This is a genomic window from Lysinibacillus sp. RS10 (assembly GCF_041956855.1).
Lineage (GTDB): Bacteria > Bacillota > Bacilli > Bacillales_A > Planococcaceae > Lysinibacillus > Lysinibacillus xylanilyticus_A.
Genome location: NZ_CP167122.1, coordinates 3,399,733 through 3,420,528, shown reverse-complemented (window position 1 = coordinate 3,420,528; position 20,796 = coordinate 3,399,733). Strand labels below are relative to the sequence as shown.

The following is a 20,796-nucleotide window of genomic DNA, read 5'->3' as shown; positions in this document are numbered from 1 at the left end:
AACTGCTCAGTTCAATTAGAAATTCAATTTTTACTAAAGAATTTAACGTGCTTATGATAGGGTTCTCCGTTTAACGGGGAGTATCCTGCTTATTATAAATCACGAATCATTCCCTTTATTTCATCACGAGTTTGAATAATTGTATCGTTTTCGTTTGGAAAAATCGATATGGCACCACCGTCATTTTCAATATCAACAACTAAATCGTCTAAAAAAATTCGCAAGTGGCATGTTGAACGCTTCGAATGACTCATCCAAATTGGCAGCCACCATTTCAGCAAAGCTTCGAGTTGGCCAAACAGGTAGTAAAAATGGATAGCCGTCTTCGTCTTCGAATAGCAACAAATCGTCATTTTTGTCGCGTAGCAACCAAACCTGTTCATCCGTAGCAACCATTCCATAAAAATATGCAAGGCGCTTTTCTGCAGAACGGTTTAAAATAAATCGTTTCATTAGTTTCATATTGGTCATTCCTTTAAGGTATCATTCTAAAAAAGATATCAAATGAAATATAAAATTACTATATACAACTTTTTCTAAGTACTGTTAATTACATAATCCTTAATCCTTCTTCTACTAACATGCAACTTCGTTAAATAACAACAATCCTAAAGAAAACACCCATTAATAAAATACACTCCCTTTTATTAAACTAATCTACTGCTATAGTAAAGAAAAAAATCCTACCTTGCCTAGTTTTTTAGTCTAATCTAGCCCCAAAACAATTCAATTTTATGTTTGATTTTGCGTAGTTTAAAATGAAACAAAAATCACAGATTGCTTTTAGATCGTGCATGCATTCAAGCCACAATAAATTTATTAGAAACAATAGAAAGCATGTCTACTGATTAGAACTTTGAATTAATTCCAATCGTTGACATGCTTTTAATTTCGGTTCTATTTAGGGTATCGATACAATTTATAGGGGGTGTAGGAAAGCGTCACTTTGTGCCTGTAGAAACAAAGTGACGGATAGAATGACATAAAGTGACAAGGAATTCTATGTATTTATTCCTGCTTTGCTTTTTCCTCAGACTGTTCACGCTTTGATTGACGATAAACACGTAGTAAATCAAGCGCAAGTAACAACACGATCAAATAAAAAAAAGGACTGTTATAGGATAAACCTAATTGAGATTCGCCGCCAAGTAATGTTAAAACAATCCAAAGCCCGACTGTATATACTGTTAAGCCAACATATGCTTTTTTAGAAAGCTTTTTATATTTTCCCTTATCTGACGCGATTTGTATGATGACAAGAGCGATTAATATAACAAGGATGATTTGTTTAGACAATATCTCAGCTAGTGTAGTGTGCGGGAAAAAATCATTGACGAAAAGTAAGGTGAAAAATACAAGAATAAAAAAGTTTAAAATAGTTGAAAGCTTCATGCAATATCTCCTTAGTTGCCAGTATTCATTTTATTGTAACATGGTTCTGTTTGAAGAGAATGAAAATTACTAATTTAACTTATTTTAGCGGGTGTCCAAACATCTGTACCTGTCGCTACGCTTTCGGTACAAAAAACATCCGCTGAAATAGAGGAACTCAGGCTAAGAGCTTCACATCCTGTGAAAACGCCTGAGTGACCAACGTCGTGTTGTTGCCGCTTCGCTTCGCTTCGCTTCGCTTCGCTTCGCTTTCGCACAGACAAAACCATGTTGCTGACGCTTCGCTTTCGCACAGGCAAAAACCATGTTGCTGACGCTGCGCTTTCGCACAGGCAAAAACCATGTTGCTGCCGCTTCGCTTTCGCACAGACAAAACCATGTTGCTGCTGCTGCGCTTTCGCACAAAAAACATCTGCCGCTGCCGCTGCGCTTTCGCACAAAAAACATCTGCCGCTGACGCTGCGCTTTCGCACAAAAACATCTGCAGGCCTAAGCACAAAGCCGATTCCGGACGCAATGATGCCGAGGCATCATTGATAACTACCCATTCAAAAATTTAAAAATATGAAAAATTATGAAACTTTCTATTGAGTACAATCGTATAGTAGGTAATACAATGAAAAGGGGTGAACAACTTGACGCTATTTGGCTATTCACTTGAGCAGATCTTTTTAGTGGTATTAATTTTCGCTGGCCTTGCAACGCTCTTATTTATGTTTTTTGGCGATGCTGTCGAGGGCATTGGAGAAGGACTGCCGATTTTTAATCCAAGTGTCATTCTATCTTTCATTACGTTGATGTCAGCAGCAGGATTTATTTTAGAAAAGTTAGCCTTATTCTCTAGCGTTTGGAATATCGTTGCTGCTAGTATCATCGGAGCTATTTTAAGTGCACTATTTTATTTGTTTGTTCTTGTCCCACTAAGATCGGCCGATGTTTCTTTAGCTTATACGGAAGAATCACTTGGGGGTCAGCTTGGAAAGGTAATTGTCCCAATCCCAAGTGACGGTTTTGGAGAAGTTGTGATTGAAACGACAAGTGGTATGATTTCGAAGCGAGCAACAGGCTTTGACAATGAGGCTATCGATTATGATACGACAGTACTTATTGTGGAAGTAAAGGAAGGAACACTTTTTGTAAGATCCTATGAGAAGAAATTTTTATAAAGGAGAGATACTTTTATGCCAATGGAGATTTTAATTGTTATAGGGATCGTAGCTTTTATATTAATCGCACTAGTTGCACTGTATGTGACCAAGTATAAAACAGCGGGTCCTGATGAGGCACTTATTGTGACAGGTAGCTATCTTGGCTCAAAAAATGTACATAAAGATGAGTCAGGAAATCGCATAAAAATTATTCGTGGTGGCGGGACATTTGTATTCCCAATTTTTCAGCAAGCACAGCCATTAAGCTTATTGTCTAGTAAGCTTGATGTGACAACACCTGAAGTGTATACAGAACAAGGTGTACCAGTGATGGCAGATGGAACCGCTATCATAAAAGTTGGTGGTTCTATTTCAGAAATTGCAACGGCAGCAGAGCAGTTTTTAGGAAAGCCAAAGGAAGACCGTGAAAATGAAGCGCGTGAAGTGTTAGAAGGTCATTTGCGTTCGATCTTAGGTTCAATGACGGTTGAAGAAATTTATAAAAATCGGGATAAATTCTCTCAAGAAGTACAACGTGTTGCATCTCAAGATTTGGCGAAGATGGGTCTGACAATCGTTTCCTTTACGATTAAAGATGTACGCGATAAAAATGGCTACTTAGAATCGCTTGGTAAGCCACGAATTGCACAAGTTAAACGTGACGCAGATATCGCAACTGCCGACGCTGAAAAAGAAACACGTATTAAGCGTGCTGAAGCATCGAAGGAAGCACAAAAGGCTGAGCTTGAACGTGCAACAGAAATTGCAGAAGCGGAAAAAGAAAATCAGTTAAAAGTGGCAGAATTCCGTCGTGAACAAGACATCGCAAAAGCGCGTGCAGACCAAGCGTATGAGTTAGAAACGGCGCGTGCAAAGCAGGAAGTAACCGAACAGGAAATGCAAATTCGTATTATTGAACGTCAAAAGCAAATAGAGTTAGAAGAAAAAGAGATTTTACGTCGTGAGAAGCAATACGATTCAGAAGTTAAGAAAAAGGCTGACGCGGATCGTTACGCTGTCGAGCAAAATGCAGCAGCGGCCAAAATGCGTGAACTTGCGCAGGCAGATGCGGAGAAATACCGTATTGAATCATTGGCACAAGCTGAAGCGGAAAAAATTCGTTTGGATGGTCTTGCTAAAGCAGATGCTGATCGTGCCAAAGGGGAAACAGATGCAGATATTATTCGCCTTCGTGGTCTTGCGGAAGCAGAGGCGAAACGAAAAATTGCAGAAGCCTTCGAATACTATGGTCAAGCAGCTGTCCTTGATATGATTGTACGTATGATGCCAGAATATGCGAAAGAGCTAGCGAGTCCACTTGGCAATATCGATAAGATTACGGTTGTCGATACTGGTGGAGGAGAAGGAAGCGGCGGTGCCAATAAAGTAACCGCTTACGCAACTAATTTAATGTCAACATTACAAGAATCATTGAAGGAAACTTCGGGCATTGACGTTAAAGAACTAATTGAAAGCTATGCAGGTAAGCATACATTGCGCCCTGAGCTAGAGCAAATAGCGGCTGGCTTAGAAAAAAAGCAAGAACCCGTTACAGCTGATAAAACACAAAAAGAGATGAAAGAAACAGTTGAACAATAATAACAATAGCCACCTGATGAGTGTCATCAGGTGGCTATTTATCGGTTAAGAGCAAGAAAAGTCCTCATTAATTTGTTTCCACTCACTAGCGAGTATGCCGTATGCAGCATGGTCAACATAATGATCGTAAAGCCATTCTGCTTCACGAATCGTCCCTTCTTTTGTAAAGCCTAGTCGTTCAGGGATGGCCTGGCTTTTTGTGTTGCCCAAGGCAGCACGAATTTCGACTTTATTGAGCTGTAACTCTTCAAAAGCATATTGCAATAAAGCCTGTACGGTCCTCGTCATAATACCATGTCCTTGAGCTCCTTCACTGAGCCAATAGCCAATAGCAGCAATTTTATTGCTATAGTTTATAACATTGAAGCCCGCAATCCCAACGATTTCATTTTGAAAAATGATGACAAGAGAAAGGCTGCTTTTAGCTTCATGTCCTTTTATACAACCTTCAATATAAGCCGTTGTGTCAGCTACATCTCTTGTAATATCTAACCACGGCAACCATTCGCGTAAATAGGCTCGTGATGCATCTGTTAATGCAAAAACTGTTTTGGCATCTTCTAATGTTAGAGTACGTAAAGATAATTGCTGATCAATTGTAATTTGCAATGTTTTTCACCTCGTTATTATTTTAAGGAATCATGCATAAAGCCTTTCATTTCACGACTCAGAACGGTTAACTCTTTCACTGAAATCTTGAACGAGCTGTACCTGTTCATTCGTTGGCAGTCCAAATGCTAGGGTACCTACGACTTTACCATTTTCACGGATTGGAAATGAGAAAGCATTGATGGCAACTCCGTAGACATTCAGTTAATGCCTCGATAATCTTCATGGAAATTCCTCCAAGTCTGTGCAACGAAAATAGTATGGTCAACGGAGTTCGTATTACCAATGATTTCTAGATGATTACTTTCACTGTATCACAATAACTGTCAATTCAAAATAGATTTAATTTTAAATTTTCTTAAAATTAATGTGACAATATTTAAGTAAACTGTTGTTGAATAAGGTGAGGTGTTGATTCTTTGAAGAATCTTTGAAAGGAAAACGAAGTATTGGCTCTTAACCTATCGTTTGTTTAAAAAAATTGTATTAGAATAATAGTAGAACTGCCTGTACGTAAGGAGAGAGAAATGGATACTATTCAAAGAGGGACTAAGGCCTTTAATAAAGCTAATTGGGCTTTATTTTTAGCAGGCTTTATAACTTTCGCTAACTTATATGTGACACAACCGCTGCTACCAACATTTGCAAAGGAGTTTCATGTTTCACCAGCCGTTGCGAGTTTATCGCTTTCTGTGACAACCTTTGCGCTATCGATCAGTATGATTATTGTTGGCTCCTTATCAGAGGCATGGGGTAGGAAATCTTTGATGACGATTTCTATTTTTGCGGCATCTATTCTTACACTTGCACTTGCCTTTTCTCCTAATTTTGAAACGATTTTAGTGTTGCGTGTGATACAGGGAGTTGTCTTTGCCGGCTTGCCAGCAATTGCGATGGCTTATTTAGGGGAGGAAATGGATCCTTCTAGTTTAGGTATTGCGATGGGCTTGTACATAAGTGGTAATTCGGTAGGGGGGCTTAGTGGACGAGTTATCATAGGGACACTAACAGACCTTTACACGTGGCAAGTGGGGATGATTGTCCTCGGTGTCATCAGTCTTATGATTAGTGTGTTATTTATCTGGATGCTACCTAACTCTAAGCATTTTACAGCACGTCCATTGCAAATAAAAGCATTGACGACATCACTTATCCAACATGTAAAGGACCCATCCATGCTATGTCTTTTTGGTATTGGCTTTGTATTAATGGGAAGCTTTGTGACTCTTTATAACTACATTGGCTTTAAATTAATGGCACCGCCTTATAATTTAAGTGCCACAATTGTTGGGTGGATTTTTGTTATTTACTTAGTGGGTACTTTTAGCTCCGCTTGGTTTGGTAGTCTAGCGGATCAATATGGCCGCCAAAAAATGTTGTTATTGTCCATTGCTATCATGTTAACAGGGGCAATACTTACATTAATCGGGCTACTTAGTTTGAAAATTATAGGGATTACAATCTTTACGTTTGGTTTCTTTGCGGCGCACTCGATTGCTAGTGGCTGGGTGAGTAAACGAGCCACTCATGATAAGGCACAAGCATCTTCTCTCTATTTATTTTTCTATTATTTTGGTTCAAGTGTTGGGGGAACAGTAGGGGGAATATTTTGGATGCATTACGGCTGGGGAGGCGTTATTGCGATGATTACTTTATTTTTAGTCGTTGCATGCTTACTGTCATTTTTATTAAAGGGTATTATTGCCAAACAATGTATTGCAGCGGGGCTTTAAGAAGAATGATTTGTCGTAAACTATTTGATAGTCTTATAATGAGTAGAATGGTTATAAAGAGGAGTTGAAAGAATATGTTCACGCGTTATAAAGGATTTTCATTTGTCTTTGCTTTGCTAGCTGTAGCCTTTGTTTTGACAGGCTGTGGAGCAGCTAAAGAAAGTGGGCAATCAGAGGGAAGTAAGGAAAAGGAATCAGAAGAAAAGGTGGATTATTCATCAAATGTGAAGGAAAATCCAATTGTGACGATCACAATGAACAATGGAGAAAAAATCGTTATAGAATTAGAGCCTTCAGCAGCGCCGAATACGGTAGCTAATTTTATTTCCTTAGTGGAAGAAGGTTTTTATGATGGTCTTATTTTCCATCGGGTTATCCCGGATTTTATGATTCAAGGTGGAGATCCTTCAGGTAATGGTACAGGTGGTCCAGACTATTCCATTGAGGGTGAGTTTTCTTCAAATGGTTTTAAAAATGATTTGAAGCATGAACGCGGTGTCATCTCAATGGCTCGTTCGGGTGATCCGAATTCTGCGGGATCTCAATTTTTCATTATGGTAGAGGAAGCCTCACATCTTGATGGCAAATATGCTGCCTTTGGGAAAGTAATCGAGGGGATGGAAACAGTAGATGCTATTGTTTCTGTTGAACGAGATGGTGAAAAACCATTAGAAGATCAGCAAATGAAAAAGGTGGAAGTGGATACAAAGGGCTTTGATTACCCAGCTCCAAAGAAACTAAAATAACTGATGTGACAATCAGTATGAAGACGAAGAAGCATGAGAGATCAAGGATGATCTTCCATGCTTCTTTGTAGTTAACCCATAATATTGTAGCCAGCGTCGATGTAAATAGTTTCACCTGTCACACCACGAGATAGGTGAGATAGCATCACAATTGTCATATCTGCTACTTCGTCTTGTTGAACATTACGTTTTAATGGAGCTGTTTCCTCGATTTTGTGTAAAATTGTGTTAAATGAAGGAACTCCTTTTGCAGCAAGTGTGCGAATCGCTCCTGCTGAGATCGCATTGACACGAATATTATCTTTACCAATATCTGCAGCAAGGTAGCGCATAGAAGCCTCTAATGCAGCTTTCGCTACGCCCATGACGTTGTAGCCATCAAGCACGCGTTCTGCTCCTAAGTAACTCATTGTCACGATAGAACCGCCTTCAGTCATATAAGGATGTGCGGCTTTCGCTGCTGAAATAAGAGAATATGCACTAGTATCTTGTGCAAATGCATAGCCGTCACGAGTTGTATCTAAGAAGCGATTGTGTAAATCCTCAGCATTGGCAAATGCTACAGAGTGCACAATACCATGGATCACGCCTACTTTTGTACCGATTTCATTGAAGGCTGCTTTTGTGCTTTCGTCGCTATTGACGTCACATTGTACGATTAGTGAATCAGATTGTCCGATATTTTCTAATTGTTTTTGTAATTTTTTTAATGAACGTTCTTGACGATATGTGAAAATGACATTTGCACCTACGTCAAATAAACGTTTTGCGATACCCCAAGCAATACTTCGGTCGTTTGCCACACCCATTACAACAATATTCTTATCTTTTAATTGTAATAAATTATCCATCATTTATAAGAACCCCTTTATGAAATAATATCTGTTATTAGTACCACCTACTAAAATCTTATCATACATAAATAATGGATGCAATAATAAGATAAAAAAGAGTGTCCGACGTTACTAGGATAGGCACAAAAAAAATTCATCTCCACTTACTTAGAGACGAATCCAATAGATGTATTTAAATTTGTGCTACCTCATACATATCTAAGGCATTGTAGACCGCGCTGTGTACTGCAATCATAAAGCAGTTTTGCGTACGAATAGCCTGTGCCATAATTTTGATGGCTCTTGTTTGAACTTTATGAAATGTTTTGTCACTAGATAGAAGATCATCATTCAAATGCGCTAGAAAATAGGGTTGCTGGATTATTTGTTCAATAAGATCTGCAGCATCATTTTGACCGAATATGTTATAGGCCCAGAGGTCAATATCATTGCCTAGTTGGAAAGCGACGAAGTAGAATAAATCGTCATCATTTCTCTCGATAATTTTATGAATAATTTGAATCTTTTTGAGCTCTTCTATTAAAAAAATGTTAATTGAATAGTGCATTGCCTTTGAAGAATTTAAAAAAAGACTATCTTTTTGATGTGATTTTAAAAAGAACCAGCAATTTAAAATAACAGCCCAAGAATCTAATGCATTCATACACTTAAATTGATAATTAGGGAAAATAGATTGCCATTTTGCTGCAAGATTTTTAAATTGATTCATCTGGACTTCGTCAATATCATATAAACTATGATTTGTTTCTAATTGATTAAACATTATCATTCATTCCTCCAATAGAGTTTATATATATTCTGAGTAGGGAAATCAACCATATAATCAACTAAATTTAAGTGTTGCGTTTCTTTTGTGTTTCAACGTGAAGATTCTAATTAAGTAAGAAGGCACCCAGTTAAGGATGCCTTCAGGGTACGAATAGAGTTATAAACTATTCGAATTTTAATGAGTCGCCATCAAAAGTTTCGTCTGCTACTTTGATTGAGTCAGTTGGGCAGCCTTCGAAAGCATCTTGCATGTCTTCTAATAGATCATCTGGAACTTCAGCAGTTCCCATGTTATCATCTAAAATAACGAAGGCAATACCTTCATCATCATAATCATAAATATCTGGGGCTGCGGCTCCGCAAGCGCCACAAGCGATGCATGTATCTTTATCAACAATTGTGAACTTAGCCATTTTTCATTCTCTCCTTTTACATGTTCCTACAAAGCTTCATACTCATTTTAAAGATGTTTATCTTACTTTTCAACATAAATACTATTAAATTGGAGGAATTTGCGTCTATGTTTCATCAAATTTTATTGCAAATCTTTCAAAAACTCAATAACGAACGGTCTATTTCTGCAGCTTATCATGTATTGAGAGGAAAGCGCTCAGGACAGACGATTCAAGACATTGGGTTATTTCAGCTACATAATTATTTCGGGCTATTACCTAAGTTACCGCGAGCGACATTTGATGAAGCCGTATCCTTATTTTCGCAGGATAGTTGGTTAATAATACAAGAATCTGGTCACTATTCCATGAAAAAGCTAGGTTTACAGCGAGCGGAGCAAACACCTGATTTTTTATTTGATGGGTGGCACTATAGGGGAAATGAGCATATATTTTTTGCGAGATTGTCATTAATTGTACAAAGTTTATCCTATCAGAGTGCGGGAATACGTTCCTTTTCTCCAATAAGTAGGGATATGAATATTCAGTCTTGGGTTCGTACATTTTTACTTGAACATAACTATCAAGATGGGCATTTACAGCAGCAATTACTGGAGGAATGCGAAAGCGTGCTTTCTGAGTTATCTTTATCTGAAGCCAACAAACAGCTTGTCCTCTATCGATTGAGTGGCTATGGTTTACCAGGATGGACATGGCAGCAACTTGCTAGTGAACGAAAGGAAGCAGTTTTAGATTGTCAATTAGCGTTTATAGAATTGCTGCATGTATTTTTAAATGAAGTCCATCAAACAACTGATTATCCGTTACTTGGAAACATAGCAGAGGAACTAAGAGTAAAGGCGTTATTAACCGATTCAGCTCAGCAAACAGCGTATTTATATGAGCAGGGCTATTCGCTTGAACAGATTATGCAAATAAGAAAGCTAAAACAAAGTACCATTGAGGATCATTTAGTAGAATTAGCCATGTATGAACCAAACTTTTCGATTGGTCCATTCGTCTCTTATAAGGAAGCGGAAAAAGTTTGGCAGGCATCGAAACAATATCAAACAAAAAAATTAAAAACATTGCATGAAGTGGTTGAAGGTATGAGTTATTTCCAGTTAAAGCTTGTCCTCGCGAAAGGAGAGGTATAAATGGAACTTGAACAAATATTGGCAAAGCAATTTGGTTATACAGCTTTTCGTCCAGGGCAAAAAGAGGTTATTGAAGCAATCCTAGAAGGAAAAGATGTTATTGCTCTATTACCGACAGGAATGGGTAAATCACTTTGTTATCAATTGCCAGGGTATATCTTGCATAAGCCGGTATTAATTGTTTCTCCACTGCTTTCGCTAATGCAGGATCAGGTAGAGGAGTTAAAACGCTTTGGTGAAAAGAGGGTAGTTGCTTTAAATTCATTTTTAACCGTAAGTGAGAAACGATATGTATTACATTTTTTAGAGCAGTTTCGTTTTATTTTTACGTCACCAGAAATGCTATTGCAGCAACAAGTTCAGGACAAGCTTTCACAAATGCAGTTAGGTCTTATTGTTGTGGATGAGGCACACTGTATTTCTCAGTGGGGCTTTGATTTTCGACCAGATTATTTACGAATTGGGCAGTGGTTTTCACAAGCAAATCGTCCACCTGTTTTAGCTTTATCAGCGACTGCGACGAATAAAGTAGTCAATGATATACGGGATACATTGTCGCTAGATTCACCTTTTGAGTTTTTATATAATGTGGATCGATCTAATATTCATCTCGGCCGTGTTGTATTTGAGGATCGGGAAGATAAAGTACACTGGATTAAACAGCATATAAAAGAGACAGCAGGACCAGGTATTTTATATATGTCCTCGCGAAAGCGTGCTGAACAATATAGTGAGGTACTAATCCAGGCAGGTATACGAGCGGCTGCTTATCATGCAGGCTTTGGTGCTGAGGATCGCCAGTTTATTCAGCAACAATTTATTGACGGGGAACTCGACTGGATTGTGGCAACAAATGCGTTTGGGATGGGGATCAATAAGTCGGATATTCGTCAGGTCATTCATGAAACGATGCCTGCCAATGTAGAAAATTATATGCAGGAGATTGGTCGAGCGGGGCGTGATGGTCACCCGGCGCTTGCAATTTTACTTTATTGTGATGATGACGTAGAACTTGCAAAATTTGTTGTAACAGGCGATTTGCCAACATCTGGTCATGTCGATCGATATCAGGAACTACTAAATCAGCAAATACAACCCTCTCAAATGCTGAAAAACGGAGAGTTGAGTGAGACCGCTTTTCGTGTGCTTGATTATTGGTTACAACAAGAAACGATGGAACAAGTTAAAGTACGACTAAATCATTTGGCACTGGAAAAATACCGTGCTGTCAATGAAATGCAAAAAATTACTCAGACAAAAGACTGTATTCGCAAGCAGCTAGTCAGGTATTTTGGGCAAGAATTGTTGAAAAAACCGGAAAACTGTTGTGAAAATTGTGGAATCAATTATGATGAAATCAATAAAGCACGCTTGAAGGAAGAGAAGAAAATAGAAATGATTCCTTGGAAAAGTCGATTAAAGCAACTTTTAATGGGCTTTTAGACTATAACTGACGGTCATTTACTTTTTGCGCAAAATTCGTCATAATAGAATGATAGAAAGCGTAGTAAGGTTGGAGGAAAGGCGAATGAGTAAAGAAGATTATCGCGATAAAATCGAAGAGCATCGTCAATCTTTTGTAGAAGAGCAAACAGAGCAGCAAGATTTATCTAGAGTTTCAAGAATGAATAAAAATGGGGGCAATAATAAAAAGCCGAAAAAAACAAAAAGAAAAACGCCATTAATGACGATTCTTTTTGTCATCTTTATCTTAATTCCATTATCAATATTAATCTATTTTTTAAAATTCTATGAACCGGGTGAAACAATTGAAGAGGCTGAAAAAAATTCTACGGATACAATTGTAGAAATTGATAAGTCTGGAAATAAAGCTGAAGTAGCTGACAAAAACAAAGAAGACGATAAAGCAAACAAAGACAAAGCTGAAAAAGAAGACAAAGCTAAAGATCAGTCTAAGAAAGATGCTGAGAAATTAGCAGCTGAAAAAAAGGCAGCTGAAGATGCTAAAAATGCTAAAAATGCTGAAGAAGCTAAGAAGGCCGAAGAAGCTAGAAAAGCCGAGGAAGCTAAAAAAGCTGAGCAAGCTAAAAAAGCTGAGCAAGCTAGAATAGCACAAGCTGAAGCGGCAAGAAAAGCAGAAGAAGCTAAAAAAGCTGAGCAAGCACGCAAAGCCGAGGAAGCACGTAAAGCAGAACAAGAGAAACAAACTGCAAAAGCAAGTACCCATACTGTAAAGGCAAATGAAAATCTATATCGTATTGCATTGAATCACTACGGTGATGGAAGTGAAGCAACCCTAGCGAAAATCCGTGCAGCAAACGGTATGTCTTCAAATGATGTAATGGTTGGGCAAGTTATTAAACTACCATAAGAAAAGCAGGTGTCATTCTTTGGCAATGATGTTTTTCTAGTATAAAATAAAGGACAAACGTCAACAACAAATAAAGTTGAGGCGTACGTCTGATTTAGTAAAAAGGCGATTCTTCATTATAACGAATCGTCTTTTTGCTTTCATAAGGAGATGTTAGGGAATGATTTATATTGGACTATTCGTTTTAGTAGTCATCGCGTTCCTGCTTTATATGTTAAAGGTGGCACATGAGAACAATGTTTTACATCATCAATTGCTATTAAAGGGTGAGCAGGAAAAGATTAGACTGTTTTTTATTTCGGATACACACTTACGAAAAATTAACCACCAGATGATTGAGCAGTTAGATGGCCAATTTGACGCGGTTATTATTGGTGGAGATTTTGCGGATGGACGCACCCCTATTGAGCGTATTCATGACAATTTAAAATTATTGACTCCTTTAGGACCGACTTATTTTGTATGGGGAAATAATGACAGAGAAGTAGGCGAGGAGCGGCTACAAGGTATTTTACAGGAGCATGGTGTTCAGATCGTAGCCAATGATGCAGTATTACTGCCTAAAAAAAACCGCTTTTGGCTAAGTGCAATTGAAGATACCTCTACAATGAAATATAGCTTTGATGAAGCATTTGCAAAGGTAGGAGAGAAAGACTTGGTTGTCTTTATTTCACATAACCCAGGTGTTTTCGCAAGAGTCCGTGCAAAATTTAGAGCAGATTTAATGATTGGTGGGCATTTACACGGAGGTCAAATAAGAATTGGCCCATATGGTGTGCATCCAAATGGCTCCTATCGAGAGCGTGAGGGTGTGATGACTTTAGTAAGTAACGGTTATGGTACGACATTGTTACCTTTCCGACTTGGTGCGAGGCCACAATGTCATATTATTGACATTGAAATTTCGGGTAAATAAACAACCAAAACTCGATAGAAGGCGTATAATGGAGCGATAAGGATTTATTCGAGTATTAGCAAATCGCTGATACAAAGTTGATAGGAGTGTCAAGAAATGCAGCAAGCAGATGCAATTATTGTTGGAGGAGGTCCATGTGGTTTAGCGGCGGCAATAGCCTTGCAAAATATTGGATTAAAGCCAATTGTAATTGAAAAAGGAAATATCGTAAATGCGATTTACAATTATCCTACGCATCAAACTTTTTTTAGCACGAGTGAACGTTTAGCTATTGGTGATGTGCCTTTTATCATAGAAGGACGTAAACCTAAGCGAAATCAAGCACTAGTTTATTATCGAGAAGTTGTGCGTTTGAAGGATATTCAAGTAAACCGCTTCGAGAAAGTAAATAGCGTTGTAAAAAATGGAGCGGAGTTTACAGTAACGACAAATAAAGAGGTTTATACAACACCTTATGTTGTGATCGCCACAGGCTATTATGACCATCCAAATTATTTACACATTCCAGGTGAGAAATTGCCGAAAGTCTTCCATTACTTTAAAGAGGGACATGAATTTTTTGATACTGATGTTCTTGTAATAGGTGGGAAAAATTCGGCAGTGGATGCGGCGCTTGAGTTGAATAAGGCTGGGGCTCGCGTCACGGTTGCCTATCGTGGTAGTGAGTATTCACCTAGCATCAAGCCATGGGTTTTACCAGAATTTGAAGGAGTAGTACGAAATGGAGAAGTCCAAATGTATTTCAATACAAATATACTGGAAATCCGTGAGCATGAGGTCGTAGTAGAAATTGATGGTAGCAAAAAAACTGTAAAAAATGATTTTGTTTTTGCGATGACAGGCTATCATCCAGATCATTCATTTATTCGAGCAATGGGTGTCTCAATTGATTATGAAACGGGTCGTCCTTTCTTTCATGCAGAAACTCTGGAAACAAATGTGGAAGGGTTATTCATTGCTGGAGTTATTGCAGCTGGAAATAATGCCAATGAAATTTTTATTGAAAATGGCCGTTTCCATGGTGATTGTATTGCAAAGACAATTGCCAATAGAGAGAAATAGTAATAGGAGCTGTATAAGCGTGTATGCTTATATAGCTTTTTTTAAGACGGTGGATAGAAGAGAGAAAGCGACGAAAAGAAGGGTCATGACGACGGAAAAAAGAGCCCAAGCGACGGAAAGAGGTCGAAGCGACGGAAAGAAGAGCCAGAGCGACGGAAAGAAGGGTCATGGCGACGGATAGAAGAGCCAGAGCGACGGAAAGAAGGGTCATGGCGACGGAAAGAAGTCGAAGCGACGGAAAGAAGAGCCAGAGCGACGGAAAGAAGGGTCATGACGACGGAAAGAGGTCGAAGCGACGGAAAGAAGAGCCAGAGCGACGGAAAGAAGGGTCATGGCGACGGAAAGAGATCGAAGCGACGGAAAGAAGAGCCAGAGCGACGGAAAGAGGTCGAAGCGACGGAAAGAAGAGCCAGAGCGACGGAAAGAGGTCGAAGCGACGGAAAGAAGAGCCAGAGCGACGGAAAGAAGGGTCATGACGACGGATAAAAGAGCCCAAGCGACGGAAAGAGGTCGAAGTGACGGAAAGAAGGTCCAGGGTGACGGATGAAAGAGTCGAGGCGACGGAAAGAAGAGCCAGAGCGACGGATAAAAGAGCCCAAGCGACGGAAAGAAGGTCCAGGGTGACGGATGAAAGAGTCGAAGCGACGGGAAAAAGGTCCAGAGCAACAGAAAGAGATCGAAGCAACGGATTGAAGAGCATACGCAACTCATCGGACGCCACAGAAAAGTGCCCAGTAGGATCGGAAATCTAACCCATGTAATGGTAATGAGACAAAAATTCATCGAAGTTAATTAAAAAGGTGTGAATGAATGCTTGGTTTATACTGGATATTTAGTTATATCGTAGGGAACTTTATGACGGCATATTTCGTTGGAAAAGCGTATGGTGTTAATTTACAGGAACAAAAGAGTAGAAACTTAGGTGCTCGAAATGCTGGCAATGTTATTGGGAAAGCTGCATTTATATGGACCTTTTTAGGGGATTCTTTAAAGGGTGTGCTTGTTGTTGGTGTAGGACATTTATGGCATTTTGAAGAATGGGAAATCGTTCTAGGTGCTTGTTTAGTTATGTTTGGTCATTTGTTTCCATTTTGGCTGAAATTTAAAGGGGGAAAAGGGGTAGCAACTTTTATAGGTGTAGGTTTGGCATTGTCACCAAACTTATTTTTAATGATGGTTGTAGGGACAGCTATTACGCTTAGTGTAACGAGAAGTTTAACGCTTAGTATGTTAGGTGGCTTTGTTTTATATAGTGGAGCAATTGTTTATACCGATCAATTACTGTTATACATACCAATACTAGTAGCAATAATCTTTATAATTATGAAGCATATGTCGAATATTAACGAAGTTTTAGGGAGAAGGAAGTGATGATATGTATTGGTGTAAAATTGCGCATACGGAAGCGGAGTTTGAGGAAATTGCACGATTAAATTATGAAACCTTTGTCGAAGAAATTCCACAGCATCAACCTAATTCCGCTAGAAAAAAAATGGACCGATTTCATCATGAAAATACGTATATCGTTGTTTATAAAGAATTAGAACTTATAGGGATGCTTGCCTTTAGAGATCAGAGACCGTTTTCAATTGATGAAAAGATAGGAAAGGTTGAGCAGTATTTATGCTAAGCTATGTGAAATTCGATTGCTTGCTGTGAAGAAGGCATATCGAACAGGAAGAGTACTGCTGAAATTGACACAGGCATTAACTGCTTTTGCATACGAAAAAGGTTATTCGGCAGCCGTAATCTCAGGGACTACTCGTGAAGAGAAACTGTATAAGCAAATGGGTTTTACCCAATTTGCATCTGCAACAGGGACAGAGGATGCTTTATTTTTACCCATGGTATTAACAAGACAGCAATTTGAAAAGTCTTTGCAGCAAAGACTCGCGAAGGAGTGCCATACATTTTATCCAGGACCAGTGAAACAAAACGAACCATTTAATTATTCTGAGCTTTCTCATCGTTCGTTGGGCTTTCAATCGCTATTTGAGCAAATGAGAAATAAGTTGCTTCAATTATCAGGAGCAGAACATGTAGCTACGATAGTAGGAACTGGGACATTGGCTAATGAGGTGATGCTAGGGCAATTGAAGGCTCAACAATTAGGACGTGGACTTATTTTAATAAATGGTGAATTTGGAGAACGTCTTCGGAAGCAAGCTGAGAGATGGTCATTGGATTTTGATGTGGTTGAACAAGATTGGGGCAGTACGTTTGCTATAAATATTTTGGAGTCTTATTTACAAAAGGGATCTTATCAATGGCTTCTTGTAGTACATGGAGAAACGTCGACTGGTACTTGCAATGACTTAAAGGGGATTTTACAGCTGACTAAACGTTATGATACAAAGCTTTGCGTTGATTGCATTAGTTCGTTCGGAGCAATGCCATTTACTTTAGAAGATTGTTACTTAGCAACTGCGGTAAGTGGAAAAGCTATTGGTGCGCTTAGTGGCTTGGCTTTCGTGTTTTCGCAAAACATTGTTAAATCTTCAACAACATTACCAGCTTATCTCGATTTAGCTAATTACCAGCAAGGTGCGATTCCGTTTACGTTACCAGCAGTACTTGTAGCAAATGTTGAAACAGCATTACAAGCATATCCAGAAAGATATGGACAGCTACAGCAACGCTTTAATACATTACTGCAGCTACCATTTATGCACTATCAAGTTTCAACTAGACAATATCCGATGTTAATTACTTTACAACTTCCTAAAGCTTTGGCAAATCTACAGAGCGATTTAAAGTTAAATGGGTTATATGTTCATGCAGATATCCAATACTTACGACGAAGAAATTTTATACAGCTTTCTGTTATACAGCCAGATTTTGAGTTAGCAATCGAACGTTTACATAATATCTTAAGTTATTATAAGCAAGTTGCAGATGCATAAGTTAAAGTGAAGATTGAATACATTAGCTTTACATGAAAAATTCCTTTAAATCAAGAGGAGTTCCTGTTTTGTTGAGCCCAATTAATAATTTTAATCGTGCCTTTTGACCATTAATACCAGTTGCAAATATGGCTCCTAAGTCTTCGAGCATTTTACCACCACCTACGTAGCCATATACGCCCTCGGCAATACCATTAAAGCAACGAGAGACTAGTACAACAGGAATTCCTCGTTCTATTAAGCTTTCGATGCCTTTAACAACTGATGGAGGAACATTGCCCTGTCCGAGTCCTTCTAAAACGACACCATCATATTTGCATGCGAGTACTACTTCAAGTAAATCAACCTCCATGCCAGCATAAACTTTTAACATGGCTACACGTTTTGATAATGCATGAATATCTACATATTGACGGCGAATGGGTGCATGATGGAATAAAATACGTGTTTTTGTAATAAGTCCAATAGGTCCATATTGCGGTGATTGGAATGTATTTACAGAGCTGGTGCTTGTTTTGGTTGTATTTACGGCAAGATGAACTTCGTCATTCATCACAACAAGCACTCCTTTTTCACGTGCTTCTTGATCAACGGCCACTCGAACAGCTTCCACTAAATTGTAAATTCCATCTGCACCTAGTTCATTGGAGGAGCGCATTGCACCAGTTAGCACAATAGGAATTGATAAATCAGTTGTTAACTCTAAAAAATAGGCTGTTTCTTCTAATGTATCGGTACCATGGGTGATGACAATGCCATCAATTTGCTCCTCTGAAACTTTTTCGATAATGAGGTTACGTAACTTAAGCATTTCTTTTGGCGTAATATGTGGCGATGGGAGGTTAAAAGCCTCCATTTCAATAATTGTGGCAAGCGTGTCGAGTTTGTTGCTTTCTTTCATTAAAGGATTTTCCTTGTTAGGTATAACGGCACCTTCATCCGTCATCGCCATAGATATTGTTCCACCGGTATGAATTAATAAAATTGTTTTTTTCATAAAAAATAATGTCTCCTTTTAAAAAGTTTTATGTCATTATACATGGTATAATAATAGCAGTTTATGTTTATTCAATAGCTATTTTTTGTTGAAAACGAAAGCTTAATACTACAGAAGTTTTCCACCTAAAATATGTGAATGTATTTTTTTCAGTGGTCTCCACTAATTGACTGAGAACTTGGGCTAAGAAATTTCATCCTACGAAAACGCCAAATTAACCAACCTTATGTTGGCCTAAAGCCTCAAGACGATGTCACAGATTTTGAATTGTGCTAACATAATTTAAAATTTGATCATAATTATGTCAAGGCGAAATTGATTTTTGAAAGGAGCCGGCAACATGATCATTTTATTATCAGCTGCCATTGCTCCCGGTCTAGCGCTTTTTAGTTACTTCTATTTGCGCAATCAGATGGCAACGGAGCCAAGAAGAACCTTACTTCAAACGTTTTTGTATGGCGCATTTTTAACGTTCCCAATCTTGTTTTTACAATATGTTTTAACAGAGGAAGGGATTTTTCGATCTCTTTATCTACAAGATGTAGTTTTTTCTAGTGTCGTTGAAGAATTTTTTAAATGGTTTGTTCTTTTAATCGCAATCTACAATCATGTAGAATTTGATGATCCGTATGATGGCATACTCTATGGTGCAAGTGTATCTCTTGGTTTTGCCACGATTGAAAATGTTCTCTACTTATTTTCGTTCGGTTTAGATACGGCATTTATGCGAGCGTTATTACCTGTATCAAGTCATGCATTGTTTGGCGTTGTAATGGGTTATTATTATGGACGTGCCAAGTTTTCGAAACACGCAAAGACGACAGAAATGATTGCTATGGCGCTTTGTGCACCGGTAGTATTACACATTCTTTATAATACAATTTTATCATTCAAAGGGTATTGGGTATATTTAATGATACCGTTTATGCTATTTTTGTGGTGGTTTGGGCTTAGAAAAGTCAAACTTGCTCATTATCACCTTGTGCAACATTTGCATATGCATAAAAAAATATAAAGCGTAGAAATCTAAAAAAAGATTTCTGCGCTTTTCTTTTTTCACTTCTTTCAGCAAATGTTTTCGTAGCGAAAGTGAAACGGCAGTTACAAATGTCTTTTGGAGCGAAAGCAAAGTGTCAGCTACAGGAATCTTCCTTCTCTATAGGTGGTGAGATGAATATAGATTTAAGTTACTTTTCAGCGGGTGTCCAAACACCTGTACCTGTCGTTACGCTTTCGGTACAGAAAATATTGTTGAAAGAAGCTAAAGCCTCCGCCCAATTCCAGACGCAATTTTGCCGAGGCAAAATTGATATGTATAAAATGAGTTGTTTGTTTCAAGCTATGAAAAAAGGAGTGATAATCATGCGCTTAGGAAGCTTAATTTTTGCTTTGATGTTGGGGATTAGTATATTTGCTATTCCGCAAAATGACGCCATTGCATTTACCGAGCAACAGATTTCTCGTGGTGCTTATGGAGATGATGTAATTGAACTGCAAGCAAGGCTACAATACTTAGGATTTTATAAAAGTAAAATTGATGGCAAGTTTGGCTATAACACATATTGGGCTTTACGGAACTTCCAAGAGAAATATGGTTTACCAGTGGATGGGATAGCTGGCACTAAAACAAAAAAAACGTTATCTGGCAATTCAGATTACGATGAAGCCTGGGTTAAAGCTCAACTAAATGCGGGTAATCAATTTACCTATTATGGGGGCAAGCCACTTGAACAGCAAGTGAAAACAAACACTGGCGGTGGCGGTGGAGGTAAAAGTAGTGGTAGTAGTAATAATAATGGCACTAAAACTCAAGTACCTCCAAAGTATACTGAAAAAGATGTACAGTTAATAGCGAATGCGGTTTATGGTGAATCAAGAGGAGAGCCTTATGAAGGTCAGGTAGCAGTAGCGGCTGTTATTTTAAATCGTCTGGAAAGTCCTGAATTCCCAAATACAATTTCAGGTATTATCTTCCAACCTTTGGCGTTTACAGCGGTGGCAGATGGGCAAATTTGGCTTGAACCAAACGAACGTGCAAAAGAAGCCGTAATTGACGCTATGAATGGATGGGATCCTTCAGAAAATGCACTTTATTATTTTAATCCGAAAACAGCTACAAGTAAGTGGATTTGGTCAAGACCTCAAATTAAACAAATTGGAGAACATATTTTCTGTTCATAGAAAGGAG

24 protein-coding genes are annotated in these 20,796 nt (G+C 38.4%); 14 read left to right on the top strand and 10 right to left on the bottom strand.

Translation table 11 applies throughout. The features are described 5' to 3' along the window. Nucleotides 1-192: 192 nt before the first annotated feature. From ACB089_RS17490 to ACB089_RS17480, 3 genes are all read right to left on the bottom strand, one after another. Nucleotides 193-462, bottom strand: coding sequence for a DUF2750 domain-containing protein (locus tag ACB089_RS17490; protein WP_374963051.1), 270 nt, complete (start codon nucleotides 460-462; stop codon nucleotides 193-195). A 546-nt stretch (nucleotides 463-1,008) separates the two neighbouring features. Then, the gene (locus ACB089_RS17485; RefSeq protein WP_374963049.1) at nucleotides 1,009-1,392 is read right to left on the bottom strand and encodes a hypothetical protein; all 384 of its coding nucleotides are present in this window, start codon (nucleotides 1,390-1,392) and stop codon (nucleotides 1,009-1,011) included. Nucleotides 1,393-1,466: 74 nt separating this feature from the next. Then, nucleotides 1,467-1,865 carry a hypothetical protein gene (locus ACB089_RS17480; RefSeq protein WP_374963048.1) on the bottom strand — a complete coding sequence of 133 codons (399 nt, stop codon included), beginning with the start codon at nucleotides 1,863-1,865 and terminating at the stop codon, nucleotides 1,467-1,469. Nucleotides 1,866-2,027: 162 nt separating this feature from the next. On the opposite strand from ACB089_RS17480, the gene ACB089_RS17475 reads away from it, so the two are divergent. Beyond that, complete coding sequence (locus tag ACB089_RS17475) at nucleotides 2,028-2,558, top strand: hypothetical protein (RefSeq protein ID WP_374963046.1); 531 nt, start codon at nucleotides 2,028-2,030, stop codon at nucleotides 2,556-2,558. 15 nt (nucleotides 2,559-2,573) lie between these two features. Beyond that, complete coding sequence (locus tag ACB089_RS17470) at nucleotides 2,574-4,139, top strand: SPFH domain-containing protein (RefSeq protein ID WP_374963044.1); 1,566 nt, start codon at nucleotides 2,574-2,576, stop codon at nucleotides 4,137-4,139. Nucleotides 4,140-4,184: 45 nt separating this feature from the next. Here the strand turns inward: ACB089_RS17470 and ACB089_RS17465 are convergent, their stop codons facing one another. Then, nucleotides 4,185-4,748, bottom strand: a complete 564-nt coding sequence (locus ACB089_RS17465) for a GNAT family N-acetyltransferase (protein ID WP_374963042.1) — start codon at nucleotides 4,746-4,748, stop codon at nucleotides 4,185-4,187. A 527-nt stretch (nucleotides 4,749-5,275) separates the two neighbouring features. On the opposite strand from ACB089_RS17465, the gene ACB089_RS17460 reads away from it, so the two are divergent. Continuing rightward, the gene (locus ACB089_RS17460; protein WP_374963040.1) at nucleotides 5,276-6,481 is read left to right on the top strand and encodes an MFS transporter; all 1,206 of its coding nucleotides are present in this window, start codon (nucleotides 5,276-5,278) and stop codon (nucleotides 6,479-6,481) included. A gap of 74 nt (nucleotides 6,482-6,555) precedes the next feature. Then, nucleotides 6,556-7,227 carry a peptidylprolyl isomerase gene (locus ACB089_RS17455; protein ID WP_374963038.1) on the top strand — a complete coding sequence of 224 codons (672 nt, stop codon included), beginning with the start codon at nucleotides 6,556-6,558 and terminating at the stop codon, nucleotides 7,225-7,227. Nucleotides 7,228-7,298: 71 nt separating this feature from the next. Here ACB089_RS17455 and ACB089_RS17450 read toward each other — a convergent pair whose 3' ends face one another. The 3 genes from ACB089_RS17450 to ACB089_RS17440 form a co-directional block, all read right to left on the bottom strand. Continuing rightward, nucleotides 7,299-8,081 carry an enoyl-ACP reductase gene (locus ACB089_RS17450; RefSeq protein WP_223553174.1) on the bottom strand — a complete coding sequence of 261 codons (783 nt, stop codon included), beginning with the start codon at nucleotides 8,079-8,081 and terminating at the stop codon, nucleotides 7,299-7,301. A gap of 172 nt (nucleotides 8,082-8,253) precedes the next feature. Continuing rightward, on the bottom strand, nucleotides 8,254-8,844 hold the full coding sequence (locus ACB089_RS17445; RefSeq protein WP_374963036.1) for a hypothetical protein: 591 nt from the start codon (nucleotides 8,842-8,844) through the stop codon (nucleotides 8,254-8,256). A 169-nt stretch (nucleotides 8,845-9,013) separates the two neighbouring features. Continuing rightward, nucleotides 9,014-9,262 carry a ferredoxin gene (locus ACB089_RS17440; protein WP_374963035.1) on the bottom strand — a complete coding sequence of 83 codons (249 nt, stop codon included), beginning with the start codon at nucleotides 9,260-9,262 and terminating at the stop codon, nucleotides 9,014-9,016. Nucleotides 9,263-9,369: 107 nt separating this feature from the next. Between ACB089_RS17440 and ACB089_RS17435 the strand changes: the two genes are divergently transcribed. From ACB089_RS17435 to ACB089_RS17415, 5 genes are all read left to right on the top strand, one after another. Further along, nucleotides 9,370-10,398, top strand: a complete 1,029-nt coding sequence (locus ACB089_RS17435) for a helix-turn-helix domain-containing protein (RefSeq protein ID WP_374963034.1) — start codon at nucleotides 9,370-9,372, stop codon at nucleotides 10,396-10,398. Further along, the gene (locus ACB089_RS17430; RefSeq protein WP_374963032.1) at nucleotides 10,399-11,841 is read left to right on the top strand and encodes a RecQ family ATP-dependent DNA helicase; all 1,443 of its coding nucleotides are present in this window, start codon (nucleotides 10,399-10,401) and stop codon (nucleotides 11,839-11,841) included. It abuts the gene before it with no gap. A gap of 85 nt (nucleotides 11,842-11,926) precedes the next feature. After that, complete coding sequence (locus ACB089_RS17425) at nucleotides 11,927-12,730, top strand: LysM peptidoglycan-binding domain-containing protein (RefSeq protein ID WP_374963030.1); 804 nt, start codon at nucleotides 11,927-11,929, stop codon at nucleotides 12,728-12,730. Between the two features lie 160 nt (nucleotides 12,731-12,890). Next, the gene (locus tag ACB089_RS17420) at nucleotides 12,891-13,646 is read left to right on the top strand and encodes a metallophosphoesterase (protein WP_374963028.1); all 756 of its coding nucleotides are present in this window, start codon (nucleotides 12,891-12,893) and stop codon (nucleotides 13,644-13,646) included. A 96-nt stretch (nucleotides 13,647-13,742) separates the two neighbouring features. Continuing rightward, nucleotides 13,743-14,708: a YpdA family putative bacillithiol disulfide reductase gene (locus tag ACB089_RS17415; RefSeq protein ID WP_374963027.1), complete on the top strand. Its 966-nt coding sequence runs from the start codon at nucleotides 13,743-13,745 to the stop codon at nucleotides 14,706-14,708. An 83-nt stretch (nucleotides 14,709-14,791) separates the two neighbouring features. On the opposite strand, the gene ACB089_RS17410 is transcribed toward ACB089_RS17415, so the two are convergent. After that, nucleotides 14,792-14,980: a hypothetical protein gene (locus tag ACB089_RS17410; RefSeq protein WP_374963025.1), complete on the bottom strand. Its 189-nt coding sequence runs from the start codon at nucleotides 14,978-14,980 to the stop codon at nucleotides 14,792-14,794. After that, nucleotides 14,916-15,419: a hypothetical protein gene (locus tag ACB089_RS17405; RefSeq protein WP_374963023.1), complete on the bottom strand. Its 504-nt coding sequence runs from the start codon at nucleotides 15,417-15,419 to the stop codon at nucleotides 14,916-14,918. The genes ACB089_RS17410 and ACB089_RS17405 overlap by 65 nt, the downstream gene beginning before the upstream one ends. A gap of 99 nt (nucleotides 15,420-15,518) precedes the next feature. On the opposite strand from ACB089_RS17405, the gene ACB089_RS17400 reads away from it, so the two are divergent. Genes ACB089_RS17400 through ACB089_RS17390 form a run of 3 tightly spaced genes read left to right on the top strand, consistent with a single transcriptional unit; the run spans nucleotide 15,519 to nucleotide 17,611 of the window. Further along, nucleotides 15,519-16,079 carry a glycerol-3-phosphate acyltransferase gene (locus tag ACB089_RS17400; protein WP_374963021.1) on the top strand — a complete coding sequence of 187 codons (561 nt, stop codon included), beginning with the start codon at nucleotides 15,519-15,521 and terminating at the stop codon, nucleotides 16,077-16,079. A gap of 4 nt (nucleotides 16,080-16,083) precedes the next feature. Continuing rightward, on the top strand, nucleotides 16,084-16,338 hold the full coding sequence (locus tag ACB089_RS17395; RefSeq protein WP_374963019.1) for a GNAT family N-acyltransferase: 255 nt from the start codon (nucleotides 16,084-16,086) through the stop codon (nucleotides 16,336-16,338). Beyond that, the gene (locus ACB089_RS17390; protein ID WP_374963017.1) at nucleotides 16,319-17,611 is read left to right on the top strand and encodes an aminotransferase class V-fold PLP-dependent enzyme; all 1,293 of its coding nucleotides are present in this window, start codon (nucleotides 16,319-16,321) and stop codon (nucleotides 17,609-17,611) included. Before ACB089_RS17395 ends, ACB089_RS17390 begins: the two co-directional genes overlap by 20 nt. Nucleotides 17,612-17,639: 28 nt before the next feature. Here ACB089_RS17390 and ACB089_RS17385 read toward each other — a convergent pair whose 3' ends face one another. Beyond that, entirely contained in the window at nucleotides 17,640-18,608 is a 969-nt protein-coding gene (locus tag ACB089_RS17385; RefSeq protein ID WP_368637984.1) for an asparaginase, read from the bottom strand. 340 nt (nucleotides 18,609-18,948) lie between these two features. On the opposite strand from ACB089_RS17385, the gene prsW reads away from it, so the two are divergent. Further along, a complete protein-coding gene (prsW, locus tag ACB089_RS17380; RefSeq protein WP_068982871.1) occupies nucleotides 18,949-19,623 on the top strand; it encodes a glutamic-type intramembrane protease PrsW in 675 nt (224 codons plus the stop codon). 347 nt (nucleotides 19,624-19,970) lie between these two features. Then, the gene (gene sleB / locus ACB089_RS17375; RefSeq protein WP_374967585.1) at nucleotides 19,971-20,789 is read left to right on the top strand and encodes a spore cortex-lytic enzyme; all 819 of its coding nucleotides are present in this window, start codon (nucleotides 19,971-19,973) and stop codon (nucleotides 20,787-20,789) included. Nucleotides 20,790-20,796: the final 7 nt, after the last annotated feature.

Excerpts from the sequence above, each read along its gene's own strand:
- sleB (WP_374967585.1), top strand. The coding sequence starts at position 19,971 with ATGCGCTTAGGAAGCTTAATTTTTGCTTTGATGTTGGGGATTAGTATA.
- ACB089_RS17425 (WP_374963030.1), top strand. The coding sequence starts at position 11,927 with ATGAGTAAAGAAGATTATCGCGATAAAATCGAAGAGCATCGTCAATCT.
- ACB089_RS17435 (WP_374963034.1), top strand. The coding sequence starts at position 9,370 with ATGTTTCATCAAATTTTATTGCAAATCTTTCAAAAACTCAATAACGAA.
- ACB089_RS17430 (WP_374963032.1), top strand. The coding sequence starts at position 10,399 with ATGGAACTTGAACAAATATTGGCAAAGCAATTTGGTTATACAGCTTTT.
- ACB089_RS17395 (WP_374963019.1), top strand. The coding sequence starts at position 16,084 with ATGTATTGGTGTAAAATTGCGCATACGGAAGCGGAGTTTGAGGAAATT.
- ACB089_RS17400 (WP_374963021.1), top strand. The coding sequence starts at position 15,519 with ATGCTTGGTTTATACTGGATATTTAGTTATATCGTAGGGAACTTTATG.
- ACB089_RS17410 (WP_374963025.1), bottom strand. The coding sequence starts at position 14,980 with ATGACCCTTCTTTCCGTCGCTCTGGCTCTTCTTTCCGTCGCTTCGACT.
- ACB089_RS17490 (WP_374963051.1), bottom strand. The coding sequence starts at position 462 with ATGAAACTAATGAAACGATTTATTTTAAACCGTTCTGCAGAAAAGCGC.
- ACB089_RS17460 (WP_374963040.1), top strand. The coding sequence starts at position 5,276 with ATGGATACTATTCAAAGAGGGACTAAGGCCTTTAATAAAGCTAATTGG.
- ACB089_RS17405 (WP_374963023.1), bottom strand. The coding sequence starts at position 15,419 with ATGAGTTGCGTATGCTCTTCAATCCGTTGCTTCGATCTCTTTCTGTTG.
- ACB089_RS17415 (WP_374963027.1), top strand. The coding sequence starts at position 13,743 with ATGCAGCAAGCAGATGCAATTATTGTTGGAGGAGGTCCATGTGGTTTA.
- ACB089_RS17450 (WP_223553174.1), bottom strand. The coding sequence starts at position 8,081 with ATGATGGATAATTTATTACAATTAAAAGATAAGAATATTGTTGTAATG.
- ACB089_RS17385 (WP_368637984.1), bottom strand. The coding sequence starts at position 18,608 with ATGAAAAAAACAATTTTATTAATTCATACCGGTGGAACAATATCTATG.
- ACB089_RS17420 (WP_374963028.1), top strand. The coding sequence starts at position 12,891 with ATGATTTATATTGGACTATTCGTTTTAGTAGTCATCGCGTTCCTGCTT.
- ACB089_RS17455 (WP_374963038.1), top strand. The coding sequence starts at position 6,556 with ATGTTCACGCGTTATAAAGGATTTTCATTTGTCTTTGCTTTGCTAGCT.
- prsW (WP_068982871.1), top strand. The coding sequence starts at position 18,949 with ATGATCATTTTATTATCAGCTGCCATTGCTCCCGGTCTAGCGCTTTTT.
- ACB089_RS17440 (WP_374963035.1), bottom strand. The coding sequence starts at position 9,262 with ATGGCTAAGTTCACAATTGTTGATAAAGATACATGCATCGCTTGTGGC.
- ACB089_RS17485 (WP_374963049.1), bottom strand. The coding sequence starts at position 1,392 with ATGAAGCTTTCAACTATTTTAAACTTTTTTATTCTTGTATTTTTCACC.
- ACB089_RS17445 (WP_374963036.1), bottom strand. The coding sequence starts at position 8,844 with ATGTTTAATCAATTAGAAACAAATCATAGTTTATATGATATTGACGAA.
- ACB089_RS17470 (WP_374963044.1), top strand. The coding sequence starts at position 2,574 with ATGCCAATGGAGATTTTAATTGTTATAGGGATCGTAGCTTTTATATTA.